This is a genomic window from Streptomyces sp. NPDC015130 (assembly GCF_043080005.1).
Taxonomy (GTDB): Bacteria; Actinomycetota; Actinomycetes; order Streptomycetales; family Streptomycetaceae; genus Streptomyces.
Window position 1 is genome coordinate 46857 of sequence record NZ_JBIBVC010000015.1, and the last position, 25114, is coordinate 71970.

26 protein-coding genes are annotated in these 25114 nt (G+C 71.7%); 17 read left to right on the forward strand and 9 right to left on the reverse strand.

The window, feature by feature from the left end:
• Nucleotides 1-201: 201 nt before the first annotated feature.
• The 15 genes from ACF08F_RS27470 to ACF08F_RS27540 all read left to right on the forward strand — a co-directional run bounded on the left by ACF08F_RS27470 (nt 202) and on the right by ACF08F_RS27540 (nt 13882).
• Nucleotides 202-1503: a GAF domain-containing protein gene (locus tag ACF08F_RS27470; RefSeq protein ID WP_392301187.1), complete on the forward strand. Its 1302-nt coding sequence runs from the start codon at nt 202-204 to the stop codon at nt 1501-1503.
• 287 nt (nt 1504-1790) lie between these two features.
• The gene (locus ACF08F_RS27475) at nt 1791-2360 is read left to right on the forward strand and encodes a GNAT family N-acetyltransferase (RefSeq protein WP_392301188.1); all 570 of its coding nucleotides are present in this window, start codon (nt 1791-1793) and stop codon (nt 2358-2360) included.
• Nucleotides 2361-2503: 143 nt separating this feature from the next.
• A complete protein-coding gene (locus ACF08F_RS27480) occupies nt 2504-2587 on the forward strand; it encodes a putative leader peptide (protein WP_312846743.1) in 84 nt (27 codons plus the stop codon).
• Between the two features lie 126 nt (nt 2588-2713).
• Complete coding sequence (locus tag ACF08F_RS27485; protein ID WP_392301189.1) at nt 2714-4411, forward strand: nitrite/sulfite reductase; 1698 nt, start codon at nt 2714-2716, stop codon at nt 4409-4411.
• The gene (locus ACF08F_RS27490; RefSeq protein ID WP_055640798.1) at nt 4408-4587 is read left to right on the forward strand and encodes a hypothetical protein; all 180 of its coding nucleotides are present in this window, start codon (nt 4408-4410) and stop codon (nt 4585-4587) included. The genes ACF08F_RS27485 and ACF08F_RS27490 overlap by 4 nt, the downstream gene beginning before the upstream one ends.
• Nucleotides 4584-5315 (forward strand): phosphoadenylyl-sulfate reductase, encoded by a 732-nt coding sequence (locus ACF08F_RS27495; protein WP_392301190.1) that lies wholly within the window; start codon nt 4584-4586, stop codon nt 5313-5315. The genes ACF08F_RS27490 and ACF08F_RS27495 overlap by 4 nt, the downstream gene beginning before the upstream one ends.
• A complete protein-coding gene (gene cysC, locus ACF08F_RS27500) occupies nt 5315-5905 on the forward strand; it encodes an adenylyl-sulfate kinase (protein WP_392301191.1) in 591 nt (196 codons plus the stop codon). The genes ACF08F_RS27495 and cysC overlap by 1 nt, the downstream gene beginning before the upstream one ends.
• Entirely contained in the window at nt 5902-6837 is a 936-nt protein-coding gene (gene cysD / locus ACF08F_RS27505) for a sulfate adenylyltransferase subunit CysD (protein WP_392301192.1), read from the forward strand. The genes cysC and cysD overlap by 4 nt, the downstream gene beginning before the upstream one ends.
• Nucleotides 6838-6839: 2 nt before the next feature.
• Complete coding sequence (locus tag ACF08F_RS27510; RefSeq protein WP_392301193.1) at nt 6840-8189, forward strand: sulfate adenylyltransferase subunit 1; 1350 nt, start codon at nt 6840-6842, stop codon at nt 8187-8189.
• A 205-nt stretch (nt 8190-8394) separates the two neighbouring features.
• Nucleotides 8395-9504, forward strand: coding sequence for an aliphatic sulfonate ABC transporter substrate-binding protein (locus ACF08F_RS27515; RefSeq protein WP_392301194.1), 1110 nt, complete (start codon nt 8395-8397; stop codon nt 9502-9504).
• 33 nt (nt 9505-9537) lie between these two features.
• On the forward strand, nt 9538-10332 hold the full coding sequence (locus ACF08F_RS27520; RefSeq protein WP_392301195.1) for an ABC transporter ATP-binding protein: 795 nt from the start codon (nt 9538-9540) through the stop codon (nt 10330-10332).
• Entirely contained in the window at nt 10319-11221 is a 903-nt protein-coding gene (locus ACF08F_RS27525) for an ABC transporter permease (protein WP_392301196.1), read from the forward strand. Before ACF08F_RS27520 ends, ACF08F_RS27525 begins: the two co-directional genes overlap by 14 nt.
• A gap of 8 nt (nt 11222-11229) precedes the next feature.
• The gene (locus ACF08F_RS27530) at nt 11230-12021 is read left to right on the forward strand and encodes a sirohydrochlorin chelatase (RefSeq protein WP_392301197.1); all 792 of its coding nucleotides are present in this window, start codon (nt 11230-11232) and stop codon (nt 12019-12021) included.
• A gap of 202 nt (nt 12022-12223) precedes the next feature.
• Nucleotides 12224-12706, forward strand: coding sequence for a hypothetical protein (locus ACF08F_RS27535; RefSeq protein ID WP_392301198.1), 483 nt, complete (start codon nt 12224-12226; stop codon nt 12704-12706).
• A 75-nt stretch (nt 12707-12781) separates the two neighbouring features.
• The gene (locus tag ACF08F_RS27540) at nt 12782-13882 is read left to right on the forward strand and encodes a hypothetical protein (RefSeq protein ID WP_392301199.1); all 1101 of its coding nucleotides are present in this window, start codon (nt 12782-12784) and stop codon (nt 13880-13882) included.
• A 212-nt stretch (nt 13883-14094) separates the two neighbouring features.
• Here ACF08F_RS27540 and ACF08F_RS27545 read toward each other — a convergent pair whose 3' ends face one another.
• From ACF08F_RS27545 to ACF08F_RS27565, 5 genes are all read right to left on the reverse strand, one after another.
• Nucleotides 14095-14727 carry a DsbA family protein gene (locus ACF08F_RS27545; protein WP_392301200.1) on the reverse strand — a complete coding sequence of 211 codons (633 nt, stop codon included), beginning with the start codon at nt 14725-14727 and terminating at the stop codon, nt 14095-14097.
• Nucleotides 14728-14801: 74 nt separating this feature from the next.
• Nucleotides 14802-15356 carry a DUF1697 domain-containing protein gene (locus ACF08F_RS27550; protein WP_392301201.1) on the reverse strand — a complete coding sequence of 185 codons (555 nt, stop codon included), beginning with the start codon at nt 15354-15356 and terminating at the stop codon, nt 14802-14804.
• Between the two features lie 142 nt (nt 15357-15498).
• Complete coding sequence (locus ACF08F_RS27555) at nt 15499-16806, reverse strand: ABC transporter substrate-binding protein (RefSeq protein ID WP_392301202.1); 1308 nt, start codon at nt 16804-16806, stop codon at nt 15499-15501.
• Nucleotides 16803-17645, reverse strand: coding sequence for a carbohydrate ABC transporter permease (locus ACF08F_RS27560; RefSeq protein WP_392301203.1), 843 nt, complete (start codon nt 17643-17645; stop codon nt 16803-16805). The genes ACF08F_RS27555 and ACF08F_RS27560 overlap by 4 nt, the downstream gene beginning before the upstream one ends.
• Nucleotides 17642-18586, reverse strand: a complete 945-nt coding sequence (locus ACF08F_RS27565) for a carbohydrate ABC transporter permease (protein WP_392301204.1) — start codon at nt 18584-18586, stop codon at nt 17642-17644. The genes ACF08F_RS27560 and ACF08F_RS27565 overlap by 4 nt, the downstream gene beginning before the upstream one ends.
• 146 nt (nt 18587-18732) lie before the next feature.
• On the opposite strand from ACF08F_RS27565, the gene ACF08F_RS27570 reads away from it, so the two are divergent.
• Nucleotides 18733-19590 (forward strand): phosphotransferase enzyme family protein, encoded by an 858-nt coding sequence (locus ACF08F_RS27570; RefSeq protein ID WP_392301205.1) that lies wholly within the window; start codon nt 18733-18735, stop codon nt 19588-19590.
• Between the two features lie 58 nt (nt 19591-19648).
• On the forward strand, nt 19649-20482 hold the full coding sequence (locus tag ACF08F_RS27575) for an alpha/beta fold hydrolase (RefSeq protein WP_392301206.1): 834 nt from the start codon (nt 19649-19651) through the stop codon (nt 20480-20482).
• A 46-nt stretch (nt 20483-20528) separates the two neighbouring features.
• Here the strand turns inward: ACF08F_RS27575 and ACF08F_RS27580 are convergent, their stop codons facing one another.
• From ACF08F_RS27580 to ACF08F_RS27595, 4 genes are all read right to left on the reverse strand, one after another.
• Nucleotides 20529-21254: a 3'-5' exonuclease gene (locus ACF08F_RS27580; protein WP_392301207.1), complete on the reverse strand. Its 726-nt coding sequence runs from the start codon at nt 21252-21254 to the stop codon at nt 20529-20531.
• A 99-nt stretch (nt 21255-21353) separates the two neighbouring features.
• Complete coding sequence (locus ACF08F_RS27585) at nt 21354-22640, reverse strand: SAV2148 family HEPN domain-containing protein (RefSeq protein WP_392301208.1); 1287 nt, start codon at nt 22638-22640, stop codon at nt 21354-21356.
• Between the two features lie 108 nt (nt 22641-22748).
• On the reverse strand, nt 22749-24074 hold the full coding sequence (locus ACF08F_RS27590) for a copper amine oxidase (RefSeq protein ID WP_392301209.1): 1326 nt from the start codon (nt 24072-24074) through the stop codon (nt 22749-22751).
• A gap of 53 nt (nt 24075-24127) precedes the next feature.
• Nucleotides 24128-25018 (reverse strand): Tat pathway signal sequence domain protein, encoded by an 891-nt coding sequence (locus ACF08F_RS27595; protein WP_392301210.1) that lies wholly within the window; start codon nt 25016-25018, stop codon nt 24128-24130.
• Nucleotides 25019-25114: the final 96 nt, after the last annotated feature.

The window sequence follows — 25114 nt, forward strand, 5'->3', positions numbered from 1 at the left end:
GTGCTGCGCCGACACGGCACCACCCACCGCTCACTCCAGCCTCGGGCACGGGACGGGGAGGTCGCCAGAGTTGCAAAGGGTTGCAGGATTACCCGAACCGGGCCGCGCCGGGCGGCCCCGAACGGCACCATGGGCAGCGACACTCCGGACATCTGCCCTGTGCAGAACCGATACAGCACCACGGGTGGCTGGGAGAGACCGATGAAGAACACGCAGCTCGACATGAAGCGGCTGGCCGCCATGGACGCCGCTCAGGCCGCCCGCCTGCTGCACCGGGTCCGCGACGAGACCCTCGCGGGCCGTACGCCCCCGATCGCGCCCCGCGCGGTGATCGACGCCTCCTGGCAGCGGATGGCCCGGCTGGGGCTCGACCCCGACCAGGGCACGAGCAGCGTGCTGCTCCACCGGGACGAGCTGGAGCAGCGGCGCAGGAGCACGCTCCTCTCCGAGGTGATGCAGACGCTCAGCGGCGGTCTCGCCGGCATCGCCGACACCTCTCTCCAGATCATGGTGGTCACCGACGAGCACGGCCGGGTGCTGTGGCGCCAGGGGAACCTCGCGGTGCTGCGCCAGGCGAACGGCATCTGCCTGGAGGAGGGCGCGGCCTGGACCGAGCACACGACCGGGACGAACGCGGTCGGTACGGCGCTCGCCATGGGCCGGGCCGTGCAGGTGCACTCCGCCGAGCACTACGTGCAGGCCCTGCACAACTGGACCTGCGCCGCCGCGCCGGTGCGCGATCCTCGCGATCAGCGGCTCCTCGGGATCCTGGACGTGAGCGGTCCCGCGTCCAGCTTCCACCCGGCGATGCTGGCGCTCGTCGCCTCGGTTGCGCAGCTCGCCGAGGCCGAGATGCGGGAGCGGCACCGGCGCTCGGTCGAGCGGCTGCGGGCGGTGGCCGCCCCGATCCTGTGCCGGGTGGGCGGCCGGGCCGTCGCGGTCGACATCCACGGCTGGACGGCGGCGGTGACCGGGCTCGCTCCGGTGGACCGGATCGCGCTGCCCAAGTCCTTCCGTGCGGGCCGGGTGTGGCTTCCCTCGCTGGGCCTGTGCGCGGTGGAACCGCTGCCCGGCGGCTGGCTGCTGCGGGTGGAGGAGGAGACGCGGCCGGCGGAACCGGGCGCGGGCGCGGCGAGCCGGGTGGTCCTCGACCTGAGCCGGCCGCGCCGCTGGACGGTGGACGTCTCGGGGGAGGCGGGCAGCTGGCAGCAGGAGCTCAGCCCCCGGCACGCGGAGCTCCTCTACGTCCTGGCGCTGCACCCCGACGGGCGGACGGCGGCGGAGCTGGCGGACGACGTCTTCGGGGACCGTACGAGGACGGTGACCGTGCGGGCGGAGATGTCCCGGGTGCGCCGGAACCTGGCGGGCGTCCTGGCCCACCGCCCGTACCGCTTCCGCGAGGAGGTGGCGGTGGAGCTCCGCCGCCCGGAGCGCCCGGCGGACCTCCTCCCCCACTCCACGGCCCCGGCGGTCAGAGCGGCCCGGACTGCCGGAGAGGCGTGAACCGGACGGCCCGAGAGGTGTGATCCGAGCGGCCCGAGAGGTGTGAACCGGACGGCCCGAGAGGCGTGAACCGGACGGCCCGAGAGGTGTGATCCGAGCGGCCGCGGCGCCCCGGAGCCGGACGCCCGGCAGGGCGTGACGCCCGTACGCCCCCCGTCCGCGAGGCGCGACCCCGCACGGACTCCGCCGCGCGGACTTCCGTCCCACTCCTTGGACACCCTGCCCACCCGCCCCGGAGCGGGCGCCCCCGGTCGCCGCTCCGACAGCGCTCGTGATGCGATGGGGCCATGCAGATCACGCTCACCACCTGGTCCCTCGAACAGACCTCGCCGTCCGATCTCCGTCCCGCGCGGGTCCCCGAGGGAGACGACGTCACGATCGCCCGGGCCTCGGTGCCCTCGGCGGAGTTCAGCCGCTTCCTCTACACGGCGGTCGGTGGCGACATCCGCTGGAACGACCGGCTGGCGCTCACGTACAAGCAGTGGCAGGAGATCGTCGAGAAGCCGGGCGCGGAGATCTGGGTGGCGTACGACCGGGGGACGCCGGCCGGGTACGTGGAGCTCGACCCGCAGCCCGACGGTGTCGTGGAGATCGTCTACTTCGGCCTGATCCCCGCCTTCCGGGGCCGCCGGATCGGCGGCCACCTGCTCACGGAGGGCGTGCGGCGCGCCTGGGACCTGGCCGAGCGGTGGCCGGACCGGGAGGCCACGAAGCGGGTGTGGCTGCACACCTGCTCGCTCGACGGCCCGCACGCGATGGACAACTACGAGCGTCGCGGCTTCCGGCTCTTCGAGACGAAGGTCGAGGAAGTGGAGGAGTCGCAGACCCCCGGCCCGTGGCCCGGTGCCCACGCCTGAACCACGCACCGACTACGTTGAAGGGGCCCCGCCGGGGCCCCTTTCGCGTGACCTGGAACACAGCATCTCAAGAACCGAGACAGTTCTGTCCAAATAACGGACGATGCTGGACTGGGTCCAAAGTCCCGTGACACGCTTCCGTCATGTCTGGAACTGGAACTGCCTTGGTGAGTCGGCGGCACGTCGACCTCGGCCGCATGTCCAGCGCCATCTGTCCGGCGCGCTGACACCACCAGCACCGCCGCGATCTCTCTTCTGCCCGACCCTGCTGCGCACTGACGCGCCACCCTCTGACCTCAGCGCGAGTGTGCAGGTCAGAGCCGCCCTCTCGCAGTCCCGAAGGACAAAACGCCATGGCCGCCACCCCGGAAAACCCCACACCCGCCGCCGCACGCCGCAAGCCCGGGCGCCACCGTGGCGAGGGTCAGTGGGCCGTGGGGCACTTCACCCCGCTGAACGGCAATGAGCAGTTCAAGAAGGACGACGACGGTCTCAATGTGCGGACACGCATTGAGACGATCTACTCGAAGCGCGGTTTCGACTCCATCGACCCCAACGACCTGCGCGGCCGCATGCGCTGGTGGGGTCTCTACACCCAGCGCAAGCAGGGCCTGGACGGCACCAAGACCGGCGTCCTGGAGCCGGAGGAGCTGGACGACGAGTACTTCATGCTCCGGGTCCGCATCGACGGCGGCCGGCTGACCACGCAGCAGCTCCGGGTGATCGGCGAGATCTCCGAGGAGTTCGCCCGCGGCACCGCCGACGTCACCGACCGGCAGAACGTCCAGTACCACTGGATCCGCATCGAGGACGTCCCGGAGATCTGGAACCGCCTGGAGGCGGTCGGCCTGTCGACCACCGAGGCCTGCGGCGACACCCCGCGTGTCGTCCTCGGCTCGCCCGTGGCCGGGATCGCCGAGAACGAGATCATCGACGGCACGCCCGCCATCGACGAGATCTACCGGCGGATCGTGGGCAACAAGGACTTCTCCAACCTGCCCCGCAAGTTCAAGTCCGCGGTCTCCGGCTCGCCGCTGCTCGACGTGGCGCACGAGATCAACGACATCGCGTTCGTCGGCGTGCGCCACCCGGAGCACGGCCCCGGCTTCGACGTGTGGGTCGGCGGCGGCCTGTCCACCAACCCGAAGCTCGGCGTCCGGCTCGGCACCTGGGTCTCGCTCGACGAGGTCCCGGACGTGTACGAGGGCGTCATCTCGATCTTCCGCGACTACGGCTACCGCCGGCTGCGCAACCGCGCCCGCCTGAAGTTCCTCGTCGCCGACTGGGGCCCGGAGAAGTTCCGCCAGGTCCTGGAGGACGAGTACCTGAAGCGCAAGCTGACGGACGGCCCCGCACCCGAGCAGCCCGCCGGTCAGTGGCGTGACCACGTCGGCGTCCACCGGCAGAAGGACGGCCGGTTCTACGTCGGCTTCGCACCGCGCGTCGGCCGGGTCGACGGCGCCACCCTGGTCAAGATCGCCGAGATCGCCGAGACGCACGGCTCCGGCCGGGTCCGCACCACCGCCGAGCAGAAGATGCTCGTCCTCGACATCGAGGAGGCGCAGGTCGAGGGCATCGTCTCCGCCCTGGAGGCGCTGGACCTGCGGGTCACCCCCTCGCCGTTCCGCCGCGGCACGATGGCCTGCACCGGCATCGAGTTCTGCAAGCTCGCGATCGTCGAGACGAAGGGCCGCGGCTCCTCGCTCATCGACGAACTGGAGCGCCGCATCCCGGAGTTCGACGAGCCGCTGACCATCAACATCAACGGCTGCCCGAACGCCTGCGCCCGCATCCAGGTCGCGGACATCGGTCTCAAGGGCCAGCTGGTCCTGGACGACGAGGGCAACCGCGTCGAGGGCTACCAGGTGCACCTGGGCGGCGCGCTCGGACTGGAGGCCGGCTTCGGCCGCAAGGTCCGCGGCCTCAAGGTCACCGCCGCCGAGCTCCCGGACTACGTCGAGCGGGTCCTCAAGCGCTTCCAGGCGGAGCGCGAGGACGGCGAGCGCTTCGCGACCTGGACGGCGCGCGCCTCCGAGGAGTCGCTGTCATGAGCGAGCGCGCCGCACCGTTCCACTGCCCCTACTGCGGGGACGAGGACCTGCGTCCGAACGAGCAGGGTCACGGCGCCTGGGAATGCGCCGCGTGCAGCCGGGCCTTCCAGTTGAAGTTCCTGGGGCTGCTCGCCCCGGGCGCTTCGGGCACCACCCCTGGGAGGGAAGAGATATGACGGTCACTCAGCACGAAGGCAGCCAGGACGACACCTCCGCCACCGCGGCCGACCTCAAGGCACTCGCCGAGCAGGCCGGCCGCGAGCTGGAGGACGCCTCTCCGCTGGAGATCCTCCGGTGGGCCGTGGACACCTTCGGGGCGCGCTTCTGCGTCACGTCCTCCATGGAGGACGCGGTCGTCGCGCACCTCGCCTCGCGCGTCCGACCCGGCGTGGACGTCGTCTTCCTCGACACGGGCTACCACTTCGAGGAGACCATCGGCACCCGGGACGCCGTCGACGCCGTCATGGACGTCAACGTCATCACCCTGACGCCGCGCCGGACCGTGGCCGAGCAGGACGCCGAGCACGGCGCGAAGCTGTACGAGCGCGACCCCGACCTGTGCTGCGCGCTGCGCAAGGTCAAGCCGCTGGAGGAGGGCCTGACCGCGTACACCGCCTGGGCCACCGGCCTGCGCCGCGACGAGTCCCCGACCCGGGCGAACACCCCGGTCGTCGGCTGGGACGAGAAGCGGCAGAAGGTCAAGGTCTCCCCCATCGCCCGCTGGACGCAGGACGACGTCGACGCGTACGTCATGGAGCACGGTGTCCTCACCAACCCGCTCCTGACCGACGGCTACGCCTCCGTCGGCTGCGCCCCCTGCACCCGCCGGGTGCTGGAGGGCGAGGACGCCCGCGCCGGACGCTGGGCGGGCCGCTCCAAGACCGAGTGCGGACTGCACGGCTGATGGCCCCCACCCCTCGGACCTCCCCCGAGACCTCCCACACCTCCCAGGAGAACCACGTGACCGGTGCCACCATCTGGCTCACCGGCCTGCCGAGCGCCGGAAAGACCACCATCGCGTACGAGCTGGCCGGCCGCCTCCGCGACGAGGGCCACCGCGTCGAGATCCTCGACGGCGACGAGATCCGCGAGTTCCTCTCCGCGGGCCTCGGCTTCACCCGCGAGGACCGGCACACCAACGTGCAGCGCATCGGCTTCGTCGCCGAGCTGCTCGCCTCGCACGGCGTGCAGGTCCTGGTGCCGGTCATCGCTCCGTACGCCGACAGCCGCGAGGCGGTCCGCAAGCGCCACGCCGCCGAGGGCACCCCCTTCGTCGAGGTGCACGTGGCCACCCCGGTCGAGGTCTGCTCGGTCCGCGACGTCAAGGGCCTCTACGCCAAGCAGGCCGCCGGCGAGATCAGCGGCCTGACCGGCGTCGACGACCCGTACGAGGCCCCCGAGACGCCCGATCTCCGGATCGAGTCCCAGAACCAGACCGTGCAGGAGTCCGCGGCACAGCTCCACGCGCTGCTCACCGAGAGGGGTCTGCTGTGACCACCGTTGTCCACGCCCACGAGACGACCGACAGCCCGTTCGCGCTGTCGCACCTCGACTCCCTGGAGTCGGAGGCCGTCCACATCTTCCGTGAGGTGGCGGGCGAGTTCGAGCGGCCGGTGATCCTCTTCTCCGGCGGCAAGGACTCCATCGTCATGCTGCACCTGGCGCTGAAGGCCTTCGCCCCGGCGCCGGTCCCCTTCACGCTGCTGCACGTCGACACCGGGCACAACTTCCCCGAGGTCCTCGCCTACCGCGACCGGGTCGTGGCCGAGCACGGACTGCGGCTGCACGTCGCCTCCGTGCAGGAGTACATCGACGCGGGCAAGCTGCGCGAGCGCCCGGACGGCACCCGCAACCCGCTGCAGACCGTCCCGCTGACCGAGGCGATCCAGCAGCACCGCTTCGACGCGGTCTTCGGCGGCGGCCGCCGCGACGAGGAGAAGGCCCGCGCCAAGGAGCGGGTGTTCTCGCTGCGCGACGAGTTCTCCCAGTGGGACCCGCGCCGTCAGCGCCCCGAGCTGTGGCAGCTCTACAACGGCCGCCACGCGCCCGGCGAGCACGTCCGGGTCTTCCCGCTCTCCAACTGGACCGAGCTGGACGTCTGGCAGTACATCTCCCGCGAGGGCATCGAACTGCCGGAGATCTACTTCGCGCACGAGCGCGAGGTCTTCGCGCGCAGCGGCATGTGGCTGACCGCCGGCGACTGGGGCGGCCCCAAGGACACCGAGACGGTCGAGACGCGGCTCATCCGCTACCGCACCGTCGGTGACATGTCCTGCACCGGTGCCGTCGACTCCGACGCCACCACGCTGGACGCCGTCATCGCCGAGATCGCCGCCTCCCGCCTCACCGAGCGGGGCGCGACCCGCGCCGACGACAAGATGTCCGAGGCCGCGATGGAAGACCGTAAGCGCGAAGGGTACTTCTAGCCATGCCGAACACGACCGACCAGTTCGCCGAGTTCGCCGACGTCTCGGCGACCACCCTGCTGCGCTTCGCCACCGCCGGCTCCGTCGACGACGGCAAGTCCACGCTGGTGGGCCGTCTCCTGCACGACTCCAAGTCGGTCCTCACCGACCAGCTGGAGGCCGTCGAGGCCGCGTCCATCAAGCGCGGCCAGGAGGCTCCCGACCTGGCGCTCCTCACCGACGGTCTGCGGGCCGAGCGGGAGCAGGGCATCACGATCGACGTGGCCTACCGCTACTTCGCCACCGCCCGCCGCCGCTTCATCCTCGCGGACACCCCGGGCCATGTGCAGTACACCCGGAACATGGTCACCGGCGCCTCCACCGCCGAGCTCGCCGTCGTCCTGGTCGACGCCCGCAACGGCGTGGTCGAGCAGACCCGCCGGCACGCCGCCGTCGCCGCGCTGCTCCGCGTCCCGCACGTGGTCCTGGCCGTGAACAAGATGGACCTGGTCGACTACCAGGAGCCCGTCTTCGCCGCGATCGCCGAGGAGTTCACGACGTACGCCTCCGAGCTGGGCGTCCCGGAGATCACCGCGATCCCGATCTCGGCGCTCGCCGGCGACAACGTCGTGGAGCCGTCCGCGAACATGGACTGGTACGGCGGCCCGACGGTCCTGGAACACCTGGAGACGGTCCCGGTCAGCCACGACCTGACGGCCTGCCACGCGCGCTTCCCGGTCCAGTACGTGATCCGCCCGCAGACCGCGGAGCACCCCGACTACCGGGGCTACGCCGGTCAGATCGCGGCGGGCGCCTTCCGCGTCGGCGAGCGGATCACCGTCCTGCCGTCGGGGAAGACCTCCACGATCAGCGGGATCGACGCGCTCGGCGAGTCCGTGGACATCGCCTGGGCCCCGCAGTCGGTCACGATCCGGCTCGCCGACGACATCGACATCTCGCGCGGCGACCTGCTCGCGCCGGTCGGTGACGCCCCGGCGACCAGCCAGGACGTCGAGGCGACGGTCTGCCACGTGGCCGACCAGCCGCTCGCCGTGGGCCAGCGGGTGCTGCTCAAGCACACGACCCGCACGGTCAAGGCGATCGTCAAGGAGATCCCCTCGCGGCTGACCCTGGACGATCTCTCCCAGCACCCGAACCCCGGGCAGCTGGTCGCCAACGACATCGGCCGGGTCGTCGTACGCACCGCCGAGCCGCTCGCGCTCGACGCGTACGCGGACTCGCGCCGTACCGGTTCGTTCCTGCTGATCGACCCGGCGGACGGCACCACGCTCGCGGCGGGCATGGCGGGCGAGTCCTTCGCCACCGCCAAGGCCGTCGCGGTCGTCGAGGACGAGGAGGGGTGGGACTTCTGATGCTCCAGGACATCTTCGCCACCTTCGCCAAGGAGGGTGGCCGCGTGGGCGGCGGGACCCTCGGCACGGGCCAGGGAGGCGTCGCGCGATGTCGCATGTCGCCCCCCACGCACCGCGCGAGCGGTGCGACACGGCTCCACCCGCTCCACCCCGAACGACATAGACGCAGACTTCGCAGAAGTTGACATCGAGGGGAACACTTCCCGTGCCTGCCACCACCCGTACCACCCTGCGCCGCGGCCTGGCCGCCGCCGCCGCCCTGCCGCTGCTGATCGGCGCACTCGCCTCCTGCGGCTACGGCTCCGAGGCCAAGAACGACGAGAAGAAGGTGGCCGCCGAGGGCAAGAAGCTCTCCGCCGACACCGTACGGCTCGGGTACTTCCCCAACCTCACGCACGCCACCGCGCTGGTGGGTGACCAGGAGGGCATCCTCCAGAAGGAGCTGGGCGGCACCGTCCTGGAGCCCACCACCTTCAACGCCGGCCCGTCCGAGATCGAGGCCCTCAACGCGGGCTCGATCGACATCGGCTTCATCGGCCCCTCGCCGTCCATCAACGGCTACGTCAAGACCAAGGGCACCAACCTCCGCATCATCGGCGGCTCCGCCTCCGGTGGCGTGAAGCTCGTCGTGAACCCGGCGAAGATCAAGACCCTGGACGACCTCAAGGGCAAGAAGATCGCCACGCCGCAGCTCGGCAACACGCAGGACGTGGCCTTCCTCAACTGGATCTCCGAGAAGGGCTGGAAGGTCGACGCCAAGAGCGGCAAGGGCGACGTCTCCGTGGTCCGTACGGACAACAAGGTGACCCCGAACGCCTACGCCTCCGGCGCCATCGACGGCGCCTGGGTGCCGGAGCCGACCGCGTCGAAGCTGGTCAGCGACGGGGCGAAGGTCCTGATCAACGAGTCCGACATCTGGCCGGACAAGAAGTTCGTGATCACGAACATCATCGTGTCGCAGAAGTTCCTCACGGCCCACCCGGACGTCGTCGAGGCCTTCCTGCGGGGCGCGGTCAAGACCAACGAGTGGATCAACGCCAACCCGGACAAGGCGAAGGCCTCGGCCAACGCCAAGCTCAAGGCGATCTCCGGCAAGGCGCTCGGTGACAAGGTGATCGACGCCGCCTGGCCGTCCATCCAGTTCACCAACGACCCGCTGGCGGCCACGCTCCAGGCCCAGGCGGACCACGCGGTGAAGGCAGGCCTTCTGGAGAAGCCCGTGCTGGCCGGCATCTACGACCTGAAGCCGCTCAACAAGGTGCTGAAGGCCGCGGGGCAGCCCGAGGTCTCCGACGCCGGTCTCGGCGCGAAGTAACCAGCCGCAGCTCATACCCAGGAGGTGACGACCATGGCCACGACCGCGACGCTCGCCAAGGCCGAGGACCGTACGGCGGTGACCCATGCCGCCCGTATCGAGCATGTCTCCAAGTCCTTCGGCGGACCCGCCGGCGGGCAGCTCGTCCTCGACGACATCTCGCTCGATGTCGCCCCCGGCGAGTTCGTCACCCTCCTGGGTGCCTCGGGCTGCGGCAAGTCCACGCTGCTCAACCTGGTCGCCGGGCTCGACCGGCCGTCCGCGGGGTCCATCGAGACCCCCGGCGGCCGGCCGGCCCTGATGTTCCAGGAGCACGCCCTCTTCCCGTGGCTCACCGCGGGCAAGAACATCGAACTGGCCCTGCGGCTGCGCGGGGTGCCCAAGACCGAGCGGCGCGAGGAGGCCGAGCGGCTGCTCGACCTCGTCCGGCTCGGCGGCTCGTACGGCAAGCGCGTCCACGAGCTGTCCGGCGGCATGCGCCAGCGTGTCGCCCTGGCGCGCGCGCTCGCCCAGGACAGCGACCTGCTCCTGATGGACGAGCCGTTCGCCGCGCTCGACGCCATCACCCGGGACGTGCTGCACGACGAGCTGACCCGGATCTGGCGGGAGACGAAGCTGTCGGTGCTCTTCGTCACCCACAACGTCCGCGAGGCCGTGCGGCTGGCCGAGCGCGTCGTCCTCCTCTCGTCGCGGCCGGGCCGGATCGCCCACGAGTGGAAGATCGACATCCCGCAGCCGCGCCGCATCGAGGACTCCGACGTCGCGGAGCTCTCCCTTGAGATCACCGAGCACCTGCGTGGGGAGATCCGCCGTCATGGCCAGCACTGACACCACTCCTAAGGCCCCGAGCACGGGGAAGGCCGACGACCTCGCCGGCCTGGAAGCGGGTCTGGACGCGCTCGACAGTGTGCAGATCCGGCGTACCCCGGTCCGTGAGGTCCTGCTCAAGAAGGTGTTCCCGCCGGTCATCGCGGTCGCGCTGATCCTGGTCGTGTGGCAGCTGCTGGTCTGGGGGAAGGTCACCGACGAGTACAAGCTCCCTGCCCCGTCCGCGGTCTGGGACAGCCTGACCACGATGTGGCTGGAGGGCACACTTCTCGAAGTCCTGTGGACCAGCGTGTCCCGGGCCCTGCTCGGCTTCCTCATGGCGCTCGCCATCGGTACCCCGCTGGGACTGCTCGTCTCCAGGGTGAAGTTCGTGCGCGCGGCGATCGGCCCGATCCTGTCCGGCCTCCAGTCGCTGCCCTCGGTCGCCTGGGTGGCACCGGCCGTGCTCTGGCTCGGCCTCAACGACAGCATGATGTACGCGGTGATCCTGCTGGGCGCCGTCCCGTCGATCGCCAACGGTCTCGTCGCGGGCGTCGACCAGGTCCCGCCGCTCTACCTGCGGGCGGGCCAGACGCTCGGCGCGACCGGACTCAAGGGCGCCTGGCACATCGTGATGCCGGCCGCGCTCCCCGGCTATCTGGCCGGACTCAAGCAGGGCTGGGCGTTCTCGTGGCGCTCGCTGATGGCCGCGGAGATCATCGCGTCCTCCCCCGACCTGGGAGTCGGCCTCGGCCAGTTGCTCGAGCACGGCCGCAACAACATCGACATGGCCGGGATCTTCCTGGCGATCATCCTGATCCTGATCGTCGGCATCGCCATCGACCTGCTGATCTTCAGCCCGCTGGAGCGCACGGTGCTCCGCCGCCGCGGCCTGCTGGCGAAGGGCTGAGTCCCACCGTGAACCGCCCCGCCCTCCCGTCGCCCACCACCTCCCTGGCGAGGAAGCGCTCCGCGCCTGTTCTCCTCGTCGTCGCCCACGGCAGCCGCGACCCGCGGCACGCGGCGACCGTCCAGGCGCTCGTGCGCCGGGCCGGCGCGCTGCGGCCGGGGCTGCGCGTGGAGACGGCGTTCCTGGACTTCAACCTGCCCTCGGTGGCGGGTGTCCTCGACCGGCTCGCCGCCGACGGGGTACGGGACGTGGTGGCGCTGCCACTGCTGCTCACCCGGGCCTTCCACGCGAAGGCCGACATCCCCGCCGTCCTGCGGCAGGCCCCGCCCTCGCTGCGGATCCGGCAGGCGGAGGTCCTCGGACCGTCACCGCTGCTGATCGCGGCGGTGGAACGGCGGTTGTACGAGGCCGGGCTCACCCCCGGCGACAAGAGCACGACCGGGGTCGTCCTGGCCTCGGCGGGCTCCACCGACCCGGAGGCGATCGCGGTGATCGCAGAAACGGCGCGGGAGCTGCGGCGCACCGGTTGGTGCTCCGTGCGGCCCGCTTTCGCCTCCGCATCTCTTCCGCGCACGGAGGAGGCCGTACGGCTCGTCCGTACCGACCCCGGCGTCCGCCGGGTGGCCGTCGCCCCGTACGTGATCGCCCCCGGCAGGCTCCCGGACCGCATCGCGGCGGGCGCGGCCGGGGCCGACGTCCTCGCGGACGTCCTGGGCCCTTCGCCCGAGCTGGCCGCGCTCCTCGTGGAGCGCTACGACGGTGCCCGTGCGGCGGATCGACCGGTCGCCCACACCGCCTGAGCCGCTCCGTCCGAAATTCGGCAAGGAATTTCCGAATAGGGGACACGAACACCCCTCAAGCGGAATTAAGAAATCCATAATTCCACCACGTGGAATGACGGAAAAGCGCGAAGCGAAACAACCTCAGATGTTCCTCAACTCCCTTGTTCGGTAATCCCGATCAGCCGGAAGATATTGCTGACCGATCAAGAGGGGAAAGAAAATGAACATCACGCTTCGCCGGGTCAGCATTCTGTCGGCCCCCGCCGTCGTCGCCGCACTGGCGCTCGGTACGCTCACCGCCCCGCAGGCGATGGCCGCCGACCGGACCGTCACGGTGAACTGCTCGACCGCCCTGGGCCCCTCGGCCGACGGCAACGTCCGCACCGTCAGCTACTACGTGGCGAAGACCTCGACCACGTGGAAGCACAAGCAGCGCCTCAACTTCCCGACCAGCCACGGCATCAACAAGAAGCGCCGTGACCTGAGCCACGTGACCTACCTGCTGGACGGCACGACCCGCCGCGGGCACGTCGAGGTGAAGAAGAACGAGGTGGCCTGGGACAACCACAGCTGGGGCATCGCGTCCTGGGGCGTGGGCCGCGAGCCGATCACCAAGAAGGGCCGCACCCGCCTCGTCAGCCACGGCTGGTACAACATGAACACCTGGCCGGTGGAGTGCAGCGGCAAGTCCTTCGCCTTCTGATCCCCCACCCGCACCAGGCAGCGAGTGAGCGCGGGCGGGCCGGCAGGGCCCGCCCGCGCCCCCGCGGAGGAAACCATGAGGATGCGCACGCGCCTGGCGGCCGTCGCCCTGCTGATCGTCCCGGTCCTGGCCGGCTGTTCGGCCGGCGACGGAGGCACGACCGAGAAGGCCGCGGAAGAGGCGGTGGAGAACCGGTTCCTCCTCGTCGAGGGCGACACCGCCGGCTACATCACGTTCGACACCGAGAAGGAGACCCTCGCCGGGTACCGCGCCGACGGAACCCGCGCGTGGACCCACTCCGGAAATTTCCCTTCCGATATTCAGTGCCTCACCCGGTGTCCTGATGCCGTGATCTCCGCACCCGTCTCGGAGAATCCGGGGCAGAAGAATTCACTGGCAATTTGGAAGCGCGACGGAAAAACCACCGTGAAGGAATTCCCGGCCGGCCGTCTCGATGTGCACTGGAGCTCCGGTCCCGAGAACTGGGTCGCGACCGTCGGCCCGAAGGTGACCTGGGCGGACGGCGCGGGCACGGGGTCGTTGAGCCTGCCGGGCGAGCTGAAGGACTCGATGGGCGCGCAGTCCGCCGACGGGCGCTCCCTCGCGGTGTCGGTCGCCACGGGCGAGGAGTCCGCGCCGCGCTGGTCCGCGTACCTCTTCGACGTCTCCGGGAAGGCGGCCGGCCGCCCCCGGCTCGCCGCCGACCACCTTCCCGGTTCCGTCGGCTGCCTCGACCCCGCAGCCGACCGGGCCGCCACCGTGGGCGAGAAGCCGGCCCTCGTCACCCTCGGTTCGGGCCGCAGGGTCCGGGACCTCGGAGAGTTCTCCAGCGAGTGCGCGATGTCGCGGAGCACCACGGTGTTCGCCACCTACGCTGCGGGCCAGGGGCAGCAGGACACCCAGTCCGTCCAGGTCACGGGGAACACCGGGAACCGGACGGCCCGGGCGGGCACGTCGAGCGGCGGCGGCCTCGGCGCCGCCGAGGGCTGCGGGGTGTTCCTCTCCGAGGGCCGGCTCGCGGCCATGCCTCCCACGGGCGGGGCCGCACTCTCGGAGGTGCGCGCCGCGGGTCTGCGCGTCGTGTCCGACGGCGGTGTCTACGCCCTCGCCCCGGACGGCACGGTGGCCCGGCACCGAGTCGTCACCGCCGACGGCGGCTGCACCATCGGCTCCTAGGGCGTGTTGCGAAGGTCCCGCCTGCCCGACGGCGCCTGGCACGCACGCTCGCCGCGTTGTCGGGATCACCCCGATACATCCAGTATCGGGGCGACCCTCCGCCTTGCGATCGCACGCACCAGACGCCGTCGGGCCCGCCCTTCGGCCGGCCGGCGCTACTTTCGCAACACGCCCTAGGGCCCACTCCCGGCCCGGCTCCTCGGCGACAGGGCCTAGGAGAAGTCGAGGCCGCCCGTACGGGTCCTCTTCAGTTCGAAGAGGTCGGGGTGGGCGGCCAGGACCCGGAAGCTGTCGAAGAGTTCCGCGGCCTTCTCGCCGCGCGGGATCGCCCGGAGCACCGGGCCGAACCAGACGGTGCCGTCGACGTGGATCGTCGGGGTGCCGACGTACGCCCCGGCCTCGGGGTCCTTGCCGGCCTCGTGGCTGCGGCGGACGGCCTCGTCGTACGCCGGGTCGTGGGCGGCTGCGGCGAGTTCGGGCGGGAGGCCGAGCTCGACGAGGGACTCGGCGATCACGGCGTCGAAGTCCTTCTGCTTCTTCTCGTGGATGCGGGTGCCGTACGCGGTGTACAGCGGGCGCAGGACCTCCTCGCCGTGCTGCTCGGCCGCGGCCGCCGCCACGCGCACCGGGCCGATCGAGGCGTCGACGAGCTCGCGGTACCAGTCGGGCAGGGCGTTGCCCTCGTTGTGGAGGTACAGGCTCATGACCTTGAAGCGGAGGTCGACGGGCCGGTGGCGTTCGACCTCCAGCATCCAGCGGGAGGTGATCCAGGCGAAGGGGCAGGCGGGGTCGAAGAAGAAGTCGACGGCGGTGCGGGGCTCGGCGGCGGTCTCGGTGCTCGTCATACGACCGAATCTAGTCCGGGGGTGGCCCGTCGACCTGGGCCAATCGACGACCGGTCGGCCGGGCCACTTCGCCTTCAGTCCTCGCGGGTCATCTCGACGAGCTTGACCACCGTGTTCCAGTTCCGGGCCGTGGCGACGAGCCCCTTCACCACGGACGGGCGGCCGATCACGTCGGCCAGCCGGGACCGGCCGAGGCCCTCGGGGACGTAGAGGTAGAGCACACGGTCGCCGAGGGCGAACTCCTCGGGGAGGTACGCCTCCCGGTCGATCGCGGCGAAGCGTTCGGGCTCGGCGGGTCCGGAGTAGTAGATCGCGTGGAGCTGCTTGCCCTCCAGCTCCGCGGCCGGGAAGGGGCAGGCCTCGGCGACGGCCGCCAGGTAGTCGCCGTCGCGGACGAGGCAGTCGACACGGAAGCCGAAGCGGCGCTCGATCGCCTCCTCCAGCGCCGTGGTGAGCTCGGCGTCGGAGGCGGCCGGGTCCGCGGTGAAGACGGCGTTCCCGCTCTGGAGATAGGTGCGGACGTCCCGGTGGCCGAGGTCCTCCAGGACGGAACGGAGCTCCGCCATGGGGACCTTGCGGTGTCCGCTCACGTTGATGCCGCGGAGGAGGGCCGCGTAGGTCTTCGCCATGGGCCCACCTTAGGGGTGGCCACCGCGCCGCGTGGGGGGCGGCACGGTAGCCGGTTCGAACCCTCGCGGATGGGAGCGATCCGCGAGAAGACCCTTCACCCATCTGTGACTTATTCAACAAGGTTTCGTAATGACGAATCCATCATTTGCGCTGATAGCGGGCGAGGACCCGATTGCCGTCCGCCACCAGCCTTCTGCGGAGTTCGGCGCCGTCGATGGCCCCGCTGTAGTACTCCTGGAAGGCGGGCGTCGCCACTTTGTCCTTCCATTCCGGATAGCCGCGAACGCCCTGGGAGGGCGCGGGCCGCAGCCGCTCCGCCACCTCCGCGCCGACGGCCCAGCCGTCGCGGGCGGTGCGCAGGGAGGGGTCGGCGAGCGCGGCGCTGCCGGTGGGCAGCATCCAGTCGCCGCGCGCGAGCCGCACCATGTTCGCCGGCTTCAGGAAGAAGTCGAGGAACTCCATCGCCTCTCTCTTGTACGGGCTGTCCTCGGCGATCGACAGGGTCTGCGGGGAGACCCCCTGGGCGAGCCCCTCGCTCCCGGCGGGGGCGGGCAGCACCGTCCAGTCGAAGCCCTCGGGTGCCTGCTGGGCGATCTGCTGCCGGTAGGCGAAGCCCAGCGGGACCATGGCGTACTTGCCGGCGAAGAATCCGGGCAGGGTGTCGGAGCCGCCGCTGCCGAGGGTCGTGCGCGGGGCGGTCCGGTCGGTGACCACCTGGTCGTGGACGGTGCCGGGGACGACGGCGTCGGCCTCGGTGAAGTCGACGGTGACCCGGCCGTCCGCGCCGCGGTGGAAGAGACCGCCGCCGGTGGAGACCCCGAGGTTGAGGCTGACGGAGACGGGCTCCTTGAGCGGCCAGGCGACCGCGTACCGACCGGGGCCCATGGCGGCGGTGAGGTCCCGGGCGATCTGCCGGAACTCGGTCCAGGTCCAGGGTTTCCCGGGGGTCGGGAGGCGGACGCCGGAGGACTCCAGGATCCTCCGGTTGGCGATGATCACGCGGGGTTCCTGGAGGAACGGGATGCCGTGGACGCCCTCGCCGAAGGTGGTGGTCTCCCAGCTGCGGGCGGGGATGTCGGCGCGCAGCCGCTCGGGCAGGAGCGGGCGCAGGTCGGCGAGGTCGCCGCCGTAGGCGAAGTCGGCCAGGTCGTCGGCGGCGTCGTGGATGATGTCCGGCGCCTCGCCGCCCTCGAAGGAGGTGAGGAGCTGGTCGTGGACGGAGTCCCAGCTGCCCTGGACGTAGTCGACCTGGACCTCCGGGTGGGCGGCGTTCCACTCCGCGACGAGCTGCCTGTTGGCGTCGACGGACTCCTTCTGCCAGGCAAGGGACTGGAAGCGGAGCCGTACGACGCCGTCGTCGGGGCGCTCGGCGCCTCCGGTGCAGCCGGTGAGGAGGAGGGCGAGCGCGGCGGTGAGGACGGTGAGGGTGCCGGGGAGTCGTCGTCTCATGCCTTCACCGCCCCGGCCATCGTGCCGCCGGCGATGCGGCGTTGGAGGACGGCGAAGACGACGAGGGAGGGCAGGGTGGCGAGGAAGGCCGCGGCGGCGAGCGGGCCGAGGTCGGCGACGCCCTCGGCGCCGAGGAAGTGGGTGAGGACGACCGGCAGGGTCTGCTTCTCGGGGGTCTTGAGCAGCACGAGTGCGAAGAAGAACTCGTTCCAGGCGGTGACGAAGGCGAAGAGCGCGGTGGCGACGATGCCGGGGGCGAGCAGCGGGGCGGTGACGGAGACGAGGGTACGGAGCCGGCCGGCGCCGTCGACGGCCGCGGCCTCCTCCAGCTCGGCCGGGACGGCCCTGACGTACCCCATGAGCATCCAGAGGGCGAAGGGCAGCGACCACACCACGTAGACGAGGACGAGGCCGGGGACGCTGTTGATCAGGTGCAGGTTCTTGAGGATCAGGAAGAGCGGGATGATCACCAGGACGAAGGGGAAGGCCTGGCTGATCACGACCCAGCCGGTGGCGGCCGTCGCGAGCCGGCCCCGGTGGCGGGCGGTGACGTAGGCGAGCGGGGTCGCGAGGACGACCGCGATCAGGGCCGCGGCGAGCGCGGCGACCAGGCTGTTCCCGGCCGCCCTGAGCAGCGGCTGTTCGTCGAAGGCCTGCCGGAAGTTGGCGAGGGTCGGCTCCCGCGGGATCCAGGTGGGGTGGAGCGAGGCCAGCTCGGGGGCGGGCTTGAAGGCGGTGGAGACCAACCAGAGGAAGGGGAAGGCGAGGAAGACCAGATAGGCGAGGAGGGCGAGGTACTGGCCGATCCGCGCGGGTCTGCTCGTCCGGAGGGCGCTCACCGGTCCTGGTCCCCTTTCAGCCGACGTACGAGGGAGAGGGCGATGAGCACCGAGACGGCGGCGACCATCACGCAGCCCATCGCGGCGGCGTAGCCGAACTGTCCGTAACGGAAGGCCTCTTCGTAGGCGAAGAGCATGGGGAGCCGGGTGCGGCCGCCCGGTCCGCCGCTGGTCAGGACGTAGACCAGGGCGAAGGAGTTGAAGTTCCAGATGAGGTTGAGCGCGGTGACCGCGAGGGCCACCGGTCTCAGCGCGGGCCAGGTGACGGTGCGGAAGCGGCGCCAGGCGCCGGCGCCGTCGAGGGCGGCGGCCTCGTGGAGTTCGCGCGGGGTGTTCTGGAGTCCGGCGAGCAGGGCGACGGTGGTCTGCGGCATGCCGGCCCAGACGCCGACCAGGACGACGGCGGGGAGGGCGGTGGCGAGGCCGGAGAGCCAGTCGTGGCCCTGGCCGAGGCCGAGGTCGCGGAGGGTCTCGTTGAGGATGCCGGCGTCGGGGTTGTAGACGAGCCGCCACATGATGCCGACGACGACCTCGGGCATCGCCCAGGGGACGATCGCGAGGGCCCTCGCCAGCCAGCGGAAGCGGAGCTTCTCGTTGAGGAGGAGGGCGAGGCCGAGGGCCAGCAGGAACTGGGGGACGGTGACACCGACGGCCCAGACCAGACCGATGCGGAAGGAGTCCCAGAAGAGGGTGTCGTGCAGGAGGTCCTGGAAGTTGAGGGTGCCGACCCAGCGGGTGGCCTGGGTGCGGCCGGACTGGGCGTCGGTGAAGGCGAGGGCGATCCCGTAGAGGAGCGGGCCGATGCTGAGGACGAGGATCGGCAGGAGCGCCGGGAGCACCAGGAACCAGGCGCCGAAGTCGGGCCCCCGGGGTCGTGCCGAGCGGACGGTCCGCGGTGTCCGCGTTCCGCCCGGCCGCTTCGTCGCGGTCGCCGAGCTCATCGATCCGACCCCCCGTCTGCCGGCCGCGCCGCCGGTGAGGAACCCCCGTCATGGTCCTGACGGGCCGTGGGGCCGTCAAGGCGACCGGCGCGGCGACCTGGGCGAATGCGAGACTTTGGCTCAAACGCACAGGTAGGGAGTTGTCGATGGACGAGGCGCGGGCGCGGGAGATCCTGACGGAGGCGGGGCTGCCGGCCGCGGAGGCGCGGTTGCTGGCACTGGGGGAGAACGCGGTCTTCGCCGTGGGCGACCTCGTGGTGAAGGTAGGCAGGGACGCCGAGCTGTTCGAGCGGGCCGAGCGGGAGATGGCGCTGGCCGGCTGGCTCGCCGGTGCGGGGGTCCCGGCGCCGCGGGCCGCCGAGGAGAAGCCACGACTGGTAGACGGGCATCCGGTCACCTTCTGGCACCGGCTGCCCGACGCGGTCCGGCCCGCGGAGCCCCGCGATCTGGCCCCGCTGCTACGGGCCGTGCACGCGCTGCCCGAGCCGGTGGGGTTCACGCTCCCCCGGCGTGAGCTGCTCGGCGGGGTCGAGCGGTGGCTGCGGCTCGCGGGCGAGGCGATCGACCCGGCGGACGCGGCCTTCCTCCGGGAGCGGCGGGACGCCTTCGCCCCGGCGGCCGCGGCGCTCACCCCGCGTCTGGCGCCGGGTCCGATCCACGGCGACGCCCTCCCCCGGAACGTGCTCGTCGGACCCGACGGCCCGGTCCTGATGGACCTGGAGACCTTCTCCTCCGATCTCCGCGAGCACGACCTCGTGGTGCTGGCGCTCTCCCGGGACCGCTACGGCCTCGACCCGGCCGCCTACGAGGCCTTCACGGAGGCGTACGGCTGGGACGTCCGGGAGTGGGAGGGGTGCGCGGTGCTGCGGGGCGCGCGGGAGACCGCGAGCTGCGCGTGGGTGGCCCAGCACGCGCCGGCGAACCCGAAGGCGCTGGCCGAGTTCGAGCGGCGGGTGCGCTCGCTGCGGGAGGGTGACCCGGAGGTCCGCTGGTACCCGTTCTGACATCATGATCCGGGCCGGGTGACCGGCCCGGACTCCTGCTGTCGAACGGGGTGTTGCGATGCGTGTGGAACTTTCCGAGGTGACGCTCGACGTGCGGACGAGCGGCGAGGGACCGGCCGTCCTGCTGCTGCACGGCTTCCCTGACAGCCATGACCTGTGGCGCCGTCAGATCCCGGCGCTGACCGCCGCCGGCTTCTCCTGTGTCGCGCCCACCCTGCGGGGCTTCGGCGCCTCGGACCGGCCCGCGGGCGGCCCGGCGGCGTACCACCCGGCGAAGCACGTGGGCGACCTGCTCGAACTGCTCGCCCGGCTGGAGCTCGACCGGGTCCATCTGGTCGGCCACGACTGGGGCTCGGGCATCGCCCAGGCCCTCGCGCAGATCGCGCCTGAGCGGGTGCGGAGCCTGAGCCTGCTGTCCGTGGGGCACCTGGGCGCGATCCGGGCGGCGGGCTGGGAGCAGCGGCAGCTGTCCTGGTACATGGTGCTGTTCCAGCTGGCCGGGGTGGCCGAGGAGTGGCTGACCCGGGACGACTGGGCGAACTTCCGCGAGATGCTCGGCGAGCACCCGGACGCGGAGGCCGTCCTCGAACCGCTGCGCGCGCCGGGCGCGCTGACGGCGGCGCTGGACATCTACCGCGCGGGTCTGCCCCCGGAGGTGCAGTTCGGCCCGGACCTGCCGCTGCCTCCGCCGCTGGCGGAGTCGGTCCCGGTGATGGGCGTCTGGTCGAAGGGCGACCGGTTCCTCACGGAGCGCTCGATGTCGGGCACGGGCGAGTTCGTCGCCGGGTCCTGGCGCTACGAGCGCGTCGAGGAGGCGGGGCACTGGCTCCAGCTGGACCAGCCCGAGAAGGTCAACGAGCTGCTGCTCTCCTTCTTCAAGGAGAACTCCTAGCCGAGAGGAGCTCCGGGCCTGGGTGAGCGCCCGGCCGAGGCGGGTCCTAGCCGGCCGCCAGGACCGCCGGGCGCAGGGGCCAGGTGGACTCGATCACCGCTTCCGGGTCTCCCTTGCCGCGCAGGAAGGCCTGGAAGTCCTCGGCCCAGACGCGGTACCAGGAGATCTGCCGCTCGTGCAGCTCGGCCGGGTCCAGCTCCGCCACCTGGCGGTGCCGCTCGGCTATCGCGACGGCGACCCGGACGGCGGCGAGCGCGTCGGCCGCGGCCTGGTGGGCGGCTTCGAGGACCACGCCGTACTCCCCGCAGACCGCCTCCAGGGTCCGCTTGCCGCGCCGGTAGCGGTCGACGGCACGGTCGATCGTGTACGGGTCGACGACCGGGCCGATGTCGGCGCCGCCGAGCCGCTCGCTCAGCGAGGGCAGCCCGTGGCGCCGCAGCTCGGCGGAGAGGAGCGTGAGGTCGAAGGAGGCGTTATACGCCACGATCGGGACGCCGTCCTCCCAGTACGCGGCGAGGGTCCTCGCGATCTCGTCGGCGACCTCGCGCACCGGCCGGCCCTCGGCCGCGGCGCGCTCGGTGCTGATGCCGTGGATCGCGGAGGCCTGCTCCGGGATGCGGATGCCGGGGTCGGCGAGCCAGTCCCGTCGCCGTACGACGTCTCCCGCGCCGTCGACCTCGATGATCGAGGCCGTGACGATACGGGCCTCCAGCGGATCGGTGCCGGTCGTCTCCAGGTCGAAGCCGACCAGCGTGTCGCCGTGCCAGGCCATCGGGTCCTCCTTACGTGATCTCCCCCGTGGTGGTGACCACCCTCGCACGCACCACTGACAACGCCTCCGGCGGCGGTCCCGAACAGGTGTGGCGACCGGTCAGGAGACCGGTCGGGAGTCGAGCCACACCGACTCGAATTCCTCCCGGTATGTCGCGAAAAGTCCGTGTTCGCCGTCGCCGCCCGGCTGGCCGTGGCGCACCACGCTCCGGCCGCCGCCGCGCAGGACGAGGACCGGTGCCTCCATGCCGCGGGCCTTCCGCAGGTAGGACTGCACGACGCCGACCCCGTCCGGGCCGTCGCCGTCCACCAGGTACGCGGTGAAGCGCGGGGTCTCGTCGAAGACGTGGATCTGGAAGGCGCCCGGGTCGCGCAGCTTCGACCGCACCCGCCGCATGTGCAGGATGTTCATCTCGACGGAGCGGCTGAGCTCGCCCTTCTTGAGGCCGAGTTCCCGCTCGCGCCGCTTGACCGCGCTGCTGGCCGGGTTGAGGAAGAGCAGCCGCGTCCGGCAGCCGGACTCCGCGAGCCGCACCATGCGGCGGCCGGAGAAGTTCTGCACGAGGAGGTTCAGGCCTATGCCGGTGGCGTCGAGGCGCCGGGCCCCGCCGAACAGGTCCTCGGCGGGCAGCTGCCGCTGGAGCCGCACCCGGTCGGGGTGGACGGAGACCACGTCCGCGTAGCGGTCGCCGACGAGGTCCTCGACCGCGTCCACCGGCAGCCGGTCGGCCGACGGCACCCCGGCCCCGCTGCCGAGGATCTCCAGGAGCCGCGCCGAGGCCCGCTCGGACTGGGCGAGCACCGTCAGGGAGAGCGCCCGGTTGCGGGAGACGACGTTGCGCGTGACCTCCAGCTCGTCCAGCGCGAGTTCGACCTCGCGCCGGTCGTCGAAGTAGGGCTCGAAGCAGGGCCAGTGCTGCACCATCAGCTCGCGCAGCTGCGGCAGCGTGAGGAAGCTGAGGACGTTGTCGTCGGCCGGGTCGAGGAGGTAGCCCTTGCGCCGGGAGACCTCGCGGACGGCGACCGCCCGCTGCACCCACTCCTGGCCGGCGGGACCGGCCGCGGCGACGACCCACTCCTCGCCGTGCACCGGTTCGTACACGGGCCGGAGGACGGCGGCGACCACGGCCCGCAGCCGCTGCTCGACCAGGTTGAGCCAGATGTAGGCGCGCCCCGCGCGCTGGGCGCGGGTGCGCACCTCGCCCCAGGCCTCGGCGCCCCAGTCGAGTTCCGCCCCGATCTCCACCGGCCGGGCGACGGAGACCGTCCCGGGCGGGACGACCGCGCCGGGCGGGACGACCGCGCCGGGCGGTGCCTCGGCGGGGTCGGCCGGACCCCCGTCGTGACCCGCGTCACCTGGGGGCAGCTCCCGACCTCCCGAGCTCACCCGCGCACCGCCTTCTGCTCCTGGAAGCCCGCTTCATTTCCGAACAACGATCAAGGAAGGGTACTCCGCGAGCGGGAGGCGGTGCAGCAGGATCGTCAGGCTGCTTGCTCAACTACCCAGATCAGGCTGTCCGTTCTGGGAGGCGAGTTCGGCCGGAGTGAGCGGATTCATAGCGGTTAGGTCCCTGGGAGCGAGCTGGAAGCCCTGCCAGTGGACCGGCATCGGCTGCTGGTCCTCGTCCCGGGCGACGTGGTGGAACCCGATGTTGACCCAGACCGACGGCTTGGTCAGCGTCTCGCCGTTGACCCACTTGTCCACGCTGTCACCGGCGTTGGCCCCGCAGTTGCCGATGTTGTTGCTGGCGAACTGCTCGCAGGCGCGCGACTGGGTGAAGTACACGTCGTGCTTGGTGAAGCCGCGGCCGGCGTGGGTGTCGGTGTGCCCGCGCACGATCTCGTACGAGCGGGCGTGGCCGTCGGCGTTCTTGCCGGTGCCGCTGACCACCCGCCACCAGCGCATGTTCTTCGCGTCACCGGCGAGTTCCTTGGTGACGACGGTGCGCTTCGTCTTCACGGTCGGCCCGCCGCCGCCGGCGGGCGGCGCGCTGACGGTGGAGTCGAACTGCTCGATCCGGTCCTTGGTGGAGCCGTCGAGCCCGAAGTCGAGCTTCCAGAAGACGTTGTGGGCGTGGCTGGTGGCGTAGGCGCGGGCGCCCTTGCCGATGGGCCAGCCGCGGCCGTCGGTCGCGTTGTAGTCGACGGGCGAAAGGCTGCCGGTGGCACCGACGTTGGCGCCGATGGTGCCGTCGGCGGAGAAGCGCCACTCGGAGATGTACTCGTACCAGCCGACCTTGTTCACGGTGTAGACGAGAAGGTCCTTGCCCTGCACCTGGTAGACCTTGTCGCCGCCGTCGGCGGCCATGCGGTACGCGTGGCCGCGCGCCCTGGTCGTGGTGCAGAGGCCCTTGATCTGGCCGACCTCGGGCACCTTGACGGTGGAGATGGTGCCGCCGGGGCACTCGGCGGGCTTGAGGTTCTGCAGGCCCCAGCCGAAGCCGGCGCCGGTGAGGTCGTCGTACTCGGCGCCGCCGTCGTCGTACGGCACGTGGATCTGGGCGAGCCGGGCGCTGGAGAGGACCTTGATCGGCGCGGCGCCGGGCGCCTGGTAGGTGACGCCGTCGAGGGTGAGGCCGGCGTCGGTGTTGTAGCGCCAGCACATGTTCCAGACGGCGCCGCCCTCGAGCTTCTGCGTGATGCGGTACGCGGCCGAGCAGGCGAGCTGGGCGGGCGTGCCGGGCGTGGCCGTCGGCGGCGGGGCGGGGGCTCGGGGTGCGGCGGTCGCGGGCCCGGCGGCGGCCGTGGCGGTGCCGAGCAGGACGGCCGCGGTCAGGGCGGCGCCCCTTCGGCGGGTTCGCGTGGTTCGCTGGGTGGACATGGGAACGTACTCCCTCGTACGGAGATGAACGGGAGGACCGTCGGCGGCGGGGGTCAGCCGACGCGCGTGACGGTCCTCGCGGAGAGGTCGACGATGATGTTCCGGGTGTCGATCCAGGCCCCGTTGAGGACCTTGGTGACGAGGCGGACGCAGCGGTGCTTGCCGCACTCCTTGAGCTGCGCGGGCACCTTCGCCTCGCGGTAGGGCCGGTAGACGTCGCCGTTGAACCACAGCTGCTCGGTGGAGGTGAGCGGCTTGCCCGTGGCGTCCTCGTAGTCCTCCTTGACGCCCTTCCCGAGCGGGCTCGCGAGGATCAGCTCCAGGGCCTCGCGGAGCTCCTCGGGGTGGGCAGAGGGCTGGACCCCGCGCTGGGCTGCGGACCTCTCGACCTTCCCCGTCCCGAGGTTGACGGTACGCGTGACGAGCTCGTCCTTCGCGTAGTCGTAGAACCGGACCTCGGCGCGCCGGGAGGCGTCGCCCGGCAGCGGGTCGGCGAGGACGGTGCCCAGGTGCTGCGGGCCCCGGCCGCCTTCGACGTTCTCCTGGGCGGCGGCGGCCGGCGGGGTCAGCGCCAGCTGCTCGGCCCTCGTGAGCTCGTCGTCGGTGAGCGGGTCGCTCCCGACGCCCTTCTGTCCCTCGGCCGCCGCCGGGGCGACGGTCGCGGGCGGCGGCGCGGAGCCGGCCGCCTGGCCGCCCGCCTCCGCCGAGCCCTCGGCCGTGATGCCGGCCTGCCCCTGGCCGGTCGCGCCGCCCGATCCGTTCCCCGTCGCCGTGCCCGCGGCTCCCGCGGTGCCGGCGACCCCCGCCGCTCCGGTCGGACCCGCGGCGCCGTTCGCTCCCGCGCTGCCCGGCAGGCTGATCGCGACCGCGACGGCGGTTCCCGTCACCGCCATGGCCGCCCCGGCCACCACCTTCCCCAGGTGGCGGCGCGCTATTTCGTACACACTTCCCCCTCTATCCCCCTCTTGATGTGCGGTCACCCGGTAGGACGGGGCGAAGTCCTAGGAGGTTGCGCCTCTTTCGGGCAGGATCTGGCCGAG